Below are 13,122 nucleotides of genomic sequence, written 5' to 3' on the forward strand. Positions count from 1 at the left end.
CTTCCCTTTAATAGTTTATCTCAACCATTTGATGACCATTTATCTTACCTAGTGTAAACTCTAAAGTTCCATCTACAATATTAAACTTAACCTCTTCATTTTGTGGAACTAATGTAACACTCTTAGGTAATTTATCTAGGTTTAACTTCATTTCTAAGTTGTATAGAGGTATTACATCTTCAATTACATCAATTCTTTGGCATCTTCTTTCAGGAATATAATGAAGTAGATGAAGAACATATCTATTTTTATTTTCTTGCTCATTTAATGTACTTATTATAGTGCTAGGTCCATTATGATTAACTAATCTATTTTCTAATAATATATCTATTGCATTAATAAATAGCTTCTTACACCAAATAGATCCATATTGGTGATATTGGGAGAATATCTTATGAGCAAAATATATTGAATTATTTCCCTTTACAATAGCTGGCCCATATATTTTCCCACTACTTGGTGCATGTTGGTGTGAGCAAAAATGTTCTGGTGTTCTGTTGAAGTAAGGTTCTATTGAATTGCATAATACTCTTTCACCTTCTTCAACAGAAATCTTCGCTGAATCTTCATACATAACATATTCTGTGTTATATAAATCTTTAGATAGTTCACCTTCTGGTATTACAAATGTTGGAGTAAATTCTCCTTTACCTTCATAGTTTACTTTTAAAGATGGTATATTAAACTTAGTTTTCTCTTCATTTAATCCACCTTCGTATACAGCTATTATTTTGCCACCATTTTGGATAAATTTCTCTATCTTATTCTTAAACTCATCATTTACCATTACCCTCTCTTCTGGTAATACTAATAATTTATATTTAGTAAAATCCATAGAACTATCAATAATATCAAATTGAAGTGATGCTTCTTGTAACATTCTAGTTGCTCCAGTTATTGACGGTTTTAAACCAAATGGCTCTTTTGAATTATAGTCTATAAATTCTTCTGGAGTAAATACTGCTATCTCACAAACAGCTTTTGCATCTTCACACCAAGGTTCTTTTGCTTCAACTTCACTATAAACCTTACCGATTAAATCATAAACTTCCTTAGATATTTTTCCACTAGGATCTAATTGATCTCCAATAGAGCATTTTGTATTTTGAGCTAACATATGAAAACATTCATATTGAAGTGCAGCTAAATTTTTAAATGAGTGGAAATCTCCCCAATAAGTATGGAATTTTCCTGTCATTCCCAAGCAGTCCTTCCCTAAATTTCTAGCATATCTAACTGTTGTAGGAAAATGCATATATCCCCATCCACCACTTGGTAATGATTCAATTTCAATATGACTATAGTTATCTAGTGAATCTTTAAGTTGTGGACTTATATGTGAACCATTATAGAATATAGTTACATTTGGATTTATATCTTTAATAAATTGGCTCATTTCAGTTTTAAATTCAGTAAGCATCTTTTCAGAGAACTTTAACCTTTCTCCCCTTATGGTATAATCAATTCCCTGCTCTTCCATACTTTTTTTACAGTTTTCACAAGCACAAGGAACTACCATAACTATATCAAAGAATAATCCATCACACTCTGGAAACATTTCTAATATTTCTCTTACATGATTCTTTAAAAATGTTCTATATTCACTATTTACACATAAAAAGTCATAAAAGCCCGGCTTTCCACCTTCACCTTTTATTGTCTTACCATCTATATCCTTAGACACCCATTCTGGATGTTCATCACAAGTAAACTTATCCCATTGAACAGGTAAATATATTGGTGCTTTAATTCCCCTTTCATGGCAAGCTTCTATTTGTTCTTTTAACAAACTTTTATTAGCTAGATTAGGATGAATTCTTTCTTTATTAATTTTTGAATCATAGTATAAATACCCGTGATGACATCTAGCAAAGCAAGTTATAGAATTAACTCTAGCTTTTTCTAATACTTCCCCAAATTCTTCTTTGTTAAAATCTTTTCCTATACCTTCTATTAATTGACTTGTATGAAAATCTAAATGTATTTGTCTACTTCTTGTCTTATATCCCATAATAACTCTCCTCTAAACTTAAAATTATAATAATTTAACCTTTAACAGCTCCCGCTGTAATACCTTTTTCAACATGCTTTTGACATAGTACATATATAATTACTATTGGAATTATAAACATACATATAGCTGCAAATATTGCACCTTTGTCTGATGAATATCTTCCATTCAAGCTCATAAGTGCTACTGAAATAGTATACTTTGTTTTATCAGTTAAGAACATAAGTCCAAATATGAACTCATTATATACTGATAAGAATGTGAATACTGATATTGTAGCTGCTGCTGGTTTAGCAAGTGGTAATAATATGCCAAATACTAATCTTAAACGTCCACATCCATCTATTATTGCTGCTTCATCTATTTCCTTACTTATTCCTCTCATATATCCAGACATCATAAAGATTGCAAATGGCAATTGGAATGTTGCATATAAGAATATGAGCGGTGTTAAGTGATTTTTAAATCCATACCTATTAATAATATCGGCAATTGGAATTATAGTTGTATGCATTGGAATAGTTAATCCTATTACAAAGTATGTTAAAACTAAATTCCTAAATTTAAATCCTGTTCTTGTTATTACATAAGCAACTAAAGTAGCAAGTATTACTACTAATATAGTTGTTGATATGGCTAAGAAAAATGAGTTGAATATGGCAGTTACAATATTAGCTTTACTCAGTGCAGTTTCATAATTAAAAAAACTCATAGTCTTTGGAAGTGAAAATGCATTTCCATATATATCATTAGTACTTTTAAATGATGACATTACTGTGAATATTAATGGAGCAACACTAAATATAGTCCATATTATTGCACAAACGTACATACAATATTTTAAAATTTTACTTTCCTTATTTTGTAACATTTTGTTCCCCCCTAATTATCATCATTTTCTTTAAAGGCTTTATTTAATATTAATGTACAAATTATTGATGCAACCAATATTAATATACCAATTGAACTACCATATCCAAAATTATTATATTTAAATGCTTGCTCATATAATAATGTTACTGGAACGTCTGTAGCGCCCCCTGGTCCACCACCTGTCATAATATAAATGATGTCAAAAACTTTAAATGATCCTACAACAGCTAATACTGAAAAAATTTTAAAACTTTCCTTCATTAAAGGTAATACTATGTGTATTTGTTCCTTAAATCCATTAGCGCCATCAATTTTAGCTGCTTCTATTAAGTCATCTGGTATATTAGTTAATCCAGCTACAAAAATAAGCATATTATACCCAATAAATACCCATGCATTTACTAATGCAACCGTTAAAATTGCAATCTTTGGATTACCTAACCAGTCTTGCTGAGATGCTCCCATTCCTATTTTCATTAACAAGGCATTTAAAGCACCACCTGATTTATATAAAATCAATGTCCACATTAAACCTGTTGCTGCTGTTGGTATTATTGAAGGTAGGAAATATACTGTCTTGAAAAATCTTTTTCCATTAATATATTTACTACTAACTAACAGTGCTAAAAGATATGCAAATGGCATTATTACAACAAAACTTATCAGCATAAAAACCCCTACATTTTTTAATGCACTATAAAATGATGGATCCTTAAATATGTTAATAAAATTTCTTAACCCTACGAATTTTTTATCTATAGCAGGTATACCATTCCATTTTACAAATGATAAATATAATGACTTTACTACTGAAGATGTATAAAAGAAAGTATATATAGCAATGGCAGGAAAAATAAATAATGTACATATAATATTTTCTTTTAAAGCCCTCTTAAATTTAGATTTTTTCAGCATAGTATTAAATGTTGGTGTACTACTATGATTATGTTCTACTTCTTCTATAACAGTATTTTTCATTTTCTCTCTTACCTCCTTGATTCATTATTTTTCTCCATAATAAGGTCGTAAAATTTTACAACCCTATTATGGATCATAAACTTATTCCATATCAGCTACTTTTTGAATTCTAGTCAAAGTATCATCAACGCTAGTTCCAGCAAACATCCCTTGTATAGCATCTCTTATTTCTTCTCTTAATTGTGGATTCTTAGCATAATCCCCTGGCTCCAATTTTGTCTCTTTAACATCTACAAAAGCTTCCTTAAATTCTTTAGCTATTGGTGTAATGTCATCAATTTGTTCCATTGTAGTTACTGGGAATATTCCACCCTTAGATATTTTTTGAGATTCATTATATGCTTCTGCATCAGTTAAATACTTTAATAGTTTTATTGAAGCTTCTAATCTTTCTTCTCCATTATTAGCAGCTAAACTAAATCCTTCTGAAGTACCTGAATGCCAATTATTTTTATTTTCAGCATACTTTTCAAAGTAAGGGAATGGAACAAATCCAAATCTTTCTGGATTTTCAGAATCATTAATTTGATTCATAAACCATGAACCATTTAAGTGCATTGGAGTATCACCATTTAAGAACAAAGATTGTTCACCAACTGAATCTAATGTTGTAATATTCTCACCTAAGTAACCTTTTTTTTGCCAATCAGACATTAATTCGAATACTTCTTTCATAGCTGTATCGTTCCACTTAGTTTTTCCATCAATAATAGATTTTGTATAATCAAAATCTTCTCTCTTTAATATTAAATTTGCTAAAAGATGTGCTCCTCTAAAGTTATCTTTATCACCTAAAGTAAATGGTGTGATTCCTTTTGCCATAAAAGCATCACATACTTTTTCAAACTCTTCTATTGTTGTAGGCGGATTTAAACCGTTTTCTTTAAATAAATCTTTGTTATAATAAAGTCCTGTTGCAAAACTTGACATAGGAACACCATAAAATCCCTCTATACCATCAAACTTCCATGAATCAAGCATGCTTGGAATATATTTGTCACTCCATGCACTATCTTCCGCTGCAACTTTACTTAAATCATAAAATAATCCACTTTCAACATAATCTTTAAATTGTGTTCCTCCATAGTTTACTAATACGTCTGGAACATCTCCTGTTGCAACAGATGTTTTAAACATATTGTTATATGTTGCTTCATCACCAATAGCTTCATGTTCAATTTTAATATTAGGATTTTCCTCCATAAACTTCTCTATCCTACCATTAACAACTCTATCATCTGCTCCTTGGTCGCTACTATATCTTGATAGTACCTTTATAGTTACAACATTTTCGCCTTTGCTAGTTGTGTTAGAACTATTACCTCCACAACCAATTAATGAAGTCATAGTCATTGCAGCTAAAACTAAGCCTATAATTTTTTTTTTCATAAAACCCTCTCCCTATCTTTTATTTATGATAGTTTTATGTTAACATTTACACTAAAGGAATTGAATGTATTTTCTTTGATTCGTATTGTATTATTTTTAGAATTTATTTGGAGGTGTTTTATGAAAACTAACCTTTTAAAATTTAAATCTATAAAAGATAAAGTATTCTATTTTTCATTCTTAGTAACTTTATCAATAATACTGCTACTTATTTTTATATCCTACTTTATTTCATACAACTCTATAAAGAATAACTCTATATCTAGGGAATTAGATACATTAGAGATAATAGGAAACCAAGCTGAATTAGTTTTAAATTCTGCTCAATTAAGTTCAACTGGAATTATTATCGATTCAGATGTTCAGAATACTTTAACTAATAGTAGTATAAATAATATTCAACCTAGCAAAGCAGACGTATTAAAAATTCAAAGAGCCATAGATAATAGCATGTATAAAGACTCAGTTATATCTGGAATCATACTCCACACTACAACCGACTTTACATTTAAAACAAATAGTAAGCTTATTAGTTTGCCTAATTACAATATGGAATTTAATAAATGGTATGGTGCAATTTCAGATACAGTAGGAAATCCTTATTTTTATACAACAAGACAAATATTTAATATGAATACTGGCAAATTAATTGGATACTTAGAAGTATTTATTGATGAATCTACTTTATCTACAAACTATACAAACAGCAAATACACTAAATTTACTGATTTCTTTATTATTAATCCCAAAGGAGTTATAATTTCATCTTCTAATCAAAGTGAAATTTCTAATAATATTTTTAAATTAAGAAAAAACTTAAAATTAGCTACTGCAAGAGATCCTGTAAAAATAATAAATAATAGGGAAGAAGATAAATTAACTCTTATGCTGTACAACAACAAATTGAACTGGAACATAGTTGCTGATATCTATTTAAAAGATTTAATTAAAAATAAAAAAACACTTATTTTATCCTTGATTATTTTATCATTAATAGGTTTATTATGTTCTTATGTTCTTTCTAAGTCTATTTCAAAATCCATTATAAAGCCAATTACCAATTTATCTTTAGCTATAAATCAAATTGAAAAAGGTAATTGGGCAGCAGAAATAGATATTTTATCTGATGATGAAATAGGATTACTTTCAAAAAAATTTAATAATCTTATAGTCTATATAAAAAATTTATTAGACAAAATAACTATTGAACAAAATAAGAAGAAAGAATTTGAATTTCAATTAATTCAGTTACAAATAAAGCCCCATTTTTTATATAATTCATTAGAAAATATTTCTGCTTTAATTGAACTTGACATGAATGATGAAGCTGTAGACATAATCTCAAATCTTTCTACCTTCTACAGAGGTGCATTAAGCAAAGGAAACAATATTATTTCAATTAGGGATGAGATTTCCTTAACAGAAAGCTATTTGAAAATTATGAAGCTAAGATATTATAATATTTTTGATTATGACATTATATGTGATTCTAATCTGGAACACTTCTCTTGTCCTAAACTTTTAATTCAACCGTTAGTAGAAAATGCTATTTATCATGGCCTAAAAAATTATGATGATAAAGGCAAAGTAATAGTTGCTATTGAATACTTTAATGATGAACTAAAAATAACTATAGAAGATACTGGTATAGGAATGACAGAAGATGAATTAAAAAAAGTAATTAACGGTAATATCTCCTCTTCTGCAAAAGGTGGATTTGCCGTAAAAAATACTATAGAACGTTTAAAATTGGTTTATCATAATAACTGTATTTTCAATATTAAAAGCCAAAAAAATAAAGGAACTACTATTACTCTAGTAATACCTGCAATAAGAAAGGATTTATACAGAGATGAATATACTTTTAGTTGATGATGAATATCTTATTAGAGCAAAAATTTTGAAATATTTGAAAGATAGTACCTTTTCATTTAACAATATTTTTCAAGCTTCTGATGGATTTGAGGCCTTAGAAGTTATTAGAAATAATTCAATTGATATAGCAATAATTGATATACAAATGCCGAAATTAACAGGGATTGAACTTTTGCAAAATTTGAGAGCTGAATCCTATCAAACTAACGTAATATTTCTTACATGTTTTGAAAAATTCGAATATGCTAGACAAGCCATTAAATATAATATTGTAGATTACTTACTTAAACCAGTAAAGAAATCAGACCTTTATAGTTCCATAGAAAAATGTATATCTTTAATTGAAAAATCAGCTCAAAATCTAGCAGCCTTACATGAATTAGATGAAAAGTCAAAATATCAATACATAGTAGATTTACTTTATAATGACTTAGATAAAAAAGATTCTCTCCTTAACATTAAGGAAGATAACTTTATTTTTATATCAGTAGAATTGTCAAAAGAAGATTATATAAATAATTTATATAACTTTTTAGATGATAATTTTAAATCTTATGATGTTATATATGGTCTTTCTAAAAAAAACAAGATATTACTTATTAATTGCATATATTCCGATGAGATAAAAAGTAAACTTAACTATCTAATTAAAAATAAAATATTATCTTATTGTTATTTTAATAAAAGCTGTACAGATATAAAAAACTTGAAGGATTCCTTTCTTGAATGTATTACATTATTTCCTTCTAAAATTTTTTATAACGAGTTTTCAATATTCACTTTTAATGATATTAAATATAAAACTTACACACTTCCTAAAAGTCTTAAGCTTGACTTTCAGCTATTAATACGCTCTAATACAAAAACCACTTTAACAAATAAGTTTGAGTTTTATTTAAATGAAGTAAGTAGGATTAAAGATGTACATGCTCTTAAATCACTAGTAACTTATTTTTTATCTGCTATGGAAGATGTCTTTCTAGAAGGTAATGGCGAATATTTCTCTTTAATAAATATTGATCTAGTAAATAATCTATTATATGCAAGCAAAGATTTAAATTATATTAAAGATTATTGTTATACTTGCTATGAGCGATTAACAAACGAGCAATCTAAGATTAAAAACACTAAAAATTCTATTTCATCAAATACTATAATAAAAGTTAAGGATTATATAGATAAAAACTATTATTCTGAGGATATAAATTTAGATTTTTTATCAGCTCAGTTTTATATTAATAGTTGTCATTTAAGTTCTACATTCAAAAAAATTACAGGTGAAAGCTTAGTTGAATATACAACAAAAAAACGCATTAGTGAAGCTAAATCCCTACTTAAAAATGATGACATAAAGCTTTCAGAAGTAGCTGAAAAGGTTGGGTATAAAGATTACTACTACTTCAGTAAGTTATTTAAAAAGTATGTAGGTGTATCGCCACTGAAATATAAAAATAAAAAATTTTCATTTCTATAAAAAAAAACGCCAAGGCGACTATGATATAATAACCATATAATATACAAATCCAATAGAGTACAATAACTTAAATTTAAGAAAATCCTTTAGCCGTCGATTATTTTAGCGCATTCTGGATTTTCTGAGCTTGCCGAAGAAAAGGCCAGGCGCATATAATTTATTTTTTATTCTTTAGGAACTATTCATTATTCTATTGCAATATTTTTTTAAATAACTTATCCACAGATTGTCCGTGAATACAATTTCCTAAAGAATAAAAAATATCCCAGCAAGGTAATTACTAAACTTTACTGGGATTTAATTTATTTATTATCTTTAATTTTCATATTTTATTCTTGTAGCATTGATAACGGAGTTATAACCATTATAGCCATCAGTTTAAAGAAATTCATTGAAATCACTAAAGAAACTTCTACTATTTGCATAAATCTATTATGGCTTGTGTAAATATCTTTCCACTTAACATCAATTCATCAATAACAGCAAATTCATCATTTCCATGCATGTTGTTGTCAGTTCCAGGCATTGAGCATCCAAAAGCTACACCATTTTTAAGATGATGTACATAAGTACCTCCACCTATGGCTAAACATTCACCCTTTTGTCCACTATATTCTTCATAACATTTTAATAATGTACGCACAAAATCAGAATCACAGCTTACGTGATGTGATGGATTTAATTTTTTATCTTCTAATGTTATGTTTAAATCTTTCATGTTCTTTCTTAATACTTCAGTTAAATTTTCATCAGTTGCACAAATAGGTGCTCTTGAATCAAAAGTTCCTTTTAAGCTTGTTAAATTATATTCAAAAATAGTAAATGCAATACTTAAACTTCCGCTTAATTCATCACTCATAACAATCCCACAACCTTTCCCAATAAAATCATTATGAGGGAATAATTTATTTACGCTACATAGCCTATCAAATCCTTCACTTTTTGCACATGGCATTGAGCATAATAATTCAATTATAGCTGTTATTGCATTGTGTCCATTTTCAGGTGTTGAAGCATGAGCTCCTTTACCCTTAGCATTAATTGTAATTAAAGAATCATCTTCACTTACAGTAAACTTAACATTTGTCTTTTCTTCTTCCTTTTTACATAGTTCTTTAACAATCTCTAAATCAAATCCTTCAACTACAGCTGTGGCTTTATCAGGAACAACATTAGCCTTTACTCCTCCATTAATTGATATAATTCTTGGAAGTGCTTTATCTTCAACATATTCACTTGTAAATTCTGCAGCTAACTGTCCCTTTTCAATATTTATAAGTGGAAATTCAGCATCTGGTGAAAATGTCATTGGAGCTTCTTTCTCTAATTTATAATAATGCTCGATGTCTGAACTTCCACATTCTTCATCAGTACCTAAAATTAATCTTACATTTTTACTTAAAGGAATATTTAAATCCTTAACTGCTTTTAATGCATATAAAGCAACTATAGCAGGGCCTTTATCATCTGATGTTCCTCTTCCATATATTTTCCCATCCTTTATTATTGGTTCATAAGGCTTAGTTACAGTCCATTCATCACCTGCTGGGACAACGTCTAAATGAGCTAATATATCAAGACCTTTTTCATTATCATTAAAATCAACAGTTCCTACGTAATTATCATAATTTTTAGTCTTAAATCCCATACTTTCTGCAAGCTTTAATGCTGCTTCAAGCGCTTTTGCAGGGCCTTCACCATAAGGCATATTTTCTTTTGCTTCTCCTCTGTCACTCTTTATCCTTACTATATTACATATATCATTAAGTATCTCATCTTTATTATTTTCAAAATACTCTTCAATTTGTTTCTTATACATTTTTATTACCTTCTTCCTTACATTTAATTATTAATATTATGTACATTTATAGTATAACTCAAATTGTTGTATTTTTAACATTTTTATTGAAATATATATATTCTAAAAAAGTTTGTTCATGAAAATATAGTATCTTCATCTGTCACCTTAAATATTTGTCCAGCACAATTTTATCCTTGTTTACAACATATGCACTTCCGCCTCTATCTTTTACATCCTCTACCATGCTAACTATTAATATTGGCTTTTGTGCATTTTTGTCTGAGGTAGATACTGCAAACCATCCAAGCTCTGTACCGTTTTTATCATCTTGTGATGTTTTTATTTCAGCTGTACCAGTCTTACCAAAAAGCGAAATATCATCTCTATATGCTCCATATCCAGTTCCATGAGGATCATTTACTACCTTTTTTAAGCCATTCATAACTTCATTTGTAACATCACTTGAAAATGCATTTGGAATCCATATATCTGCTTTTGCATCTTGCTTATAAAGCAAATAAGGCTTTATCACATTTCCTTCATTATTAAATGATGTATACAAACTAGCGAGATGTAATGGATTTATTAGCATCTGTCCTTGCCCATATCCACTATCTGCCAACTGTATCTCTGTTTCAATTTTATCTGTATTAGAATATTGTGACTTTTCCATAGTAATTTCAAATGGTAATTGCTCATTAAAGCCTAACTTATCTAAAGATTTTTTTAAATTTTCTGCACCAATTTTTAATGCTGCCTTAGCAAAATAAATATTATCTGAATAAATAAGTGCATTTTCTAAATTTACTGGAGAATATTTATGAAGAGTGGTCACATGATAATCCCCCCATGATTTATCTTTTTGCCAGCTTAACCCTTCATATCCATAATCCTCATTAGGATTGATTGCTCCTGTACCTAGGCCAATTTCAGCAATAATTGATTTAAAAGAGGAACCTGGAGCCCATTTTTGCCTGAAACGATTATATAGTGGCTTTTTCTCATCTTCATTTAATGCTTTCCACTTCTCTTGTGATATCCCCATAATAAAGTCATTGTTATCATATGCTGGTGTACTAACTAGCGCTAGCACTTCTCCTGTATATGGATCCATTGCTACTGAAGCACTTTTATCATCTTTAAATTGTTCATATAAGCTAAGTTGAAGAGATGAATCTATTGTAAGCTTGATATTTTTTCCATCTTCTTTTTCAATACTCGCTAATACTTTCTTTTCATTTCCAAACTCATTTGCAATACTTATTTTGATGCCATCCTGTCCTTTTAGATCTTTTTCATATAACCCTTCCATGCCACTTTTACCAATTACACTATCTGAAGAATACCCTTCACCTGCATGCTTCTCTAAATCTTCTGCTGTTACACTTTGAACATATCCAACAAGATGAGCTGCAGCTTCTTTTAATGGATATTCTCTTCTATCAACATCCGAAATCATTACTCCTGGTATAGAAAGGAGTTTGTCCTGTATTTCATCTTGTGTTTCTGCATTATTTTCTGCAGTTTTTAAGGTCAATTCACTCTCTTTAGGAATAGTCTTAATAGGAACAAAGGAATCTTCTTTTACCCATTTTTCATTTAATTTTTTTTCTATTGTTTCTTTTTCCATCCCTAGTAATTCAGCTATTTTATTAAGTGAGTCACTCTTATCAGTAAGTTTACCAGGCACGATGCCAACAGATGAAGCAGCTCCTTTTCCAGCAAGCACAGTTCCATTTCTATCCACTACTTCTCCACGCTGTGCTTTTTCCATAGATACTTTAACCTTATCGTTTTCTCCTAGGTCAGGAAATATAATATTATCATTCCATATAAGGCCATATCCTTTATCTTGTTTTAAAAACGAAGCTTTATTTTCAAAACTTATTTTTCCAGCCACAGTATCAAATGATGTAGAATATTGAACTGTTATTGTGTTATCTTTATTATTAACTGTATCCTTTACATTTACTTTCATATTGTGTGCTTCTATGCCTTCATAAATTTTAGAATTTCTGGCTATGTAATCTTCTTTGCTAATCTTAGTTGTACTTTCCTTGCTTAACACTCCATACATATCTTCATATTTTTTCTGTTCAATATTATTCATATATTGCACTAATAATTCTTCAAGTTTTACATATTTAGGCAATTTGAAAAATATCATAAATGCAAACACTGCTGATAAGCCAGCAGCTACTATTCCTAATATTAGCATCAACCGAAACAATGGTTTTCCATCATTTCTTCTACTTCTTCTCATACGCTACCTCACTTTCATTTTAGTTAAATAAAAAAATATCGACATCTTTCGGGAGGTGACTGTCACCATATAACTAATTGAATATTTCTAGAAATCCGTAACCATCAAAGTCACTGAAAAATTTGATTTTTACTCTAATATCTCTTTAACTTTATCTTCTGAAATTCCACATTGATCTGAAATATTGTTTATATTAATTTTCCTTTGAAATTTTATACTCTATGTCTACTTCTGAGCATCTCCCATCTTTAAATTTATTACAAATATGTGAATTTGCATGTTGATATAATTTAAGATTATATCATCTTCTTTTAATGTAATAAATACCATTAATCAAAATTAATAAAACATCCTCAAATTCTTCACATATATGCCTTTCATTACAATTTTATTCATTCAATAAAATTTTTCCCAAAAATTCACCAATGTCTATTTATATTTCTTTACTTAAATTTACA

At 28.7% G+C, this 13,122-nt stretch carries 8 protein-coding genes; 2 read left to right on the forward strand and 6 right to left on the reverse strand.

Features of this window, described 5'->3' with window-relative positions; all coding sequences use genetic code 11:
* Positions 1 to 7: 7 nt before the first annotated feature.
* From BN2920_RS12805 to BN2920_RS12820, 4 genes are all read right to left on the reverse strand, one after another.
* Complete coding sequence (locus BN2920_RS12805) at positions 8 to 2,011, reverse strand: beta-galactosidase trimerization domain-containing protein (RefSeq protein WP_058295393.1); 2,004 nt, start codon at positions 2,009 to 2,011, stop codon at positions 8 to 10.
* 34 nt (positions 2,012 to 2,045) lie between these two features.
* Positions 2,046 to 2,882: a carbohydrate ABC transporter permease gene (locus tag BN2920_RS12810; protein WP_058295394.1), complete on the reverse strand. Its 837-nt coding sequence runs from the start codon at positions 2,880 to 2,882 to the stop codon at positions 2,046 to 2,048.
* An 11-nt stretch (positions 2,883 to 2,893) separates the two neighbouring features.
* On the reverse strand, positions 2,894 to 3,862 hold the full coding sequence (locus BN2920_RS12815; RefSeq protein WP_198157492.1) for a carbohydrate ABC transporter permease: 969 nt from the start codon (positions 3,860 to 3,862) through the stop codon (positions 2,894 to 2,896).
* 81 nt (positions 3,863 to 3,943) lie between these two features.
* Positions 3,944 to 5,251 (reverse strand): ABC transporter substrate-binding protein, encoded by a 1,308-nt coding sequence (locus BN2920_RS12820; RefSeq protein WP_058295395.1) that lies wholly within the window; start codon positions 5,249 to 5,251, stop codon positions 3,944 to 3,946.
* A 120-nt stretch (positions 5,252 to 5,371) separates the two neighbouring features.
* Between BN2920_RS12820 and BN2920_RS12825 the strand changes: the two genes are divergently transcribed.
* Both BN2920_RS12825 and BN2920_RS12830 read left to right on the forward strand, forming a co-directional pair.
* Positions 5,372 to 7,123: a sensor histidine kinase gene (locus BN2920_RS12825; protein ID WP_058295396.1), complete on the forward strand. Its 1,752-nt coding sequence runs from the start codon at positions 5,372 to 5,374 to the stop codon at positions 7,121 to 7,123.
* Positions 7,104 to 8,600 (forward strand): response regulator transcription factor, encoded by a 1,497-nt coding sequence (locus tag BN2920_RS12830; protein WP_058295397.1) that lies wholly within the window; start codon positions 7,104 to 7,106, stop codon positions 8,598 to 8,600. The genes BN2920_RS12825 and BN2920_RS12830 overlap by 20 nt, the downstream gene beginning before the upstream one ends.
* Before the next feature lie 415 nt (positions 8,601 to 9,015).
* Here the strand turns inward: BN2920_RS12830 and pepV are convergent, their stop codons facing one another.
* A complete protein-coding gene (gene pepV, locus BN2920_RS12835) occupies positions 9,016 to 10,419 on the reverse strand; it encodes a dipeptidase PepV (RefSeq protein ID WP_058295398.1) in 1,404 nt (467 codons plus the stop codon).
* Between the two features lie 142 nt (positions 10,420 to 10,561).
* Positions 10,562 to 12,664, reverse strand: a complete 2,103-nt coding sequence (locus BN2920_RS12840) for a penicillin-binding transpeptidase domain-containing protein (protein ID WP_058295399.1) — start codon at positions 12,662 to 12,664, stop codon at positions 10,562 to 10,564.
* Between the last annotated feature and the right edge of the window lie 458 nt (positions 12,665 to 13,122).

This window comes from Clostridium neonatale (assembly GCF_001458595.1).
In the GTDB taxonomy this organism is placed as follows: domain Bacteria; phylum Bacillota; class Clostridia; order Clostridiales; family Clostridiaceae; genus Clostridium; species Clostridium neonatale.

Bases quoted from the DNA above. Each gene is read 5' to 3' on its own strand.
- BN2920_RS12805 (WP_058295393.1), bottom strand. From the start codon at position 2,011: ATGGGATATAAGACAAGAAGTAGACAAATACATTTAGATTTTCATACA.
- BN2920_RS12810 (WP_058295394.1), bottom strand. From the start codon at position 2,882: ATGTTACAAAATAAGGAAAGTAAAATTTTAAAATATTGTATGTACGTT.
- BN2920_RS12815 (WP_198157492.1), bottom strand. From the start codon at position 3,862: ATGAAAAATACTGTTATAGAAGAAGTAGAACATAATCATAGTAGTACA.
- BN2920_RS12820 (WP_058295395.1), bottom strand. From the start codon at position 5,251: ATGAAAAAAAAAATTATAGGCTTAGTTTTAGCTGCAATGACTATGACT.
- BN2920_RS12825 (WP_058295396.1), top strand. From the start codon at position 5,372: ATGAAAACTAACCTTTTAAAATTTAAATCTATAAAAGATAAAGTATTC.
- BN2920_RS12830 (WP_058295397.1), top strand. From the start codon at position 7,104: ATGAATATACTTTTAGTTGATGATGAATATCTTATTAGAGCAAAAATT.
- pepV (WP_058295398.1), bottom strand. From the start codon at position 10,419: ATGTATAAGAAACAAATTGAAGAGTATTTTGAAAATAATAAAGATGAG.
- BN2920_RS12840 (WP_058295399.1), bottom strand. From the start codon at position 12,664: ATGAGAAGAAGTAGAAGAAATGATGGAAAACCATTGTTTCGGTTGATG.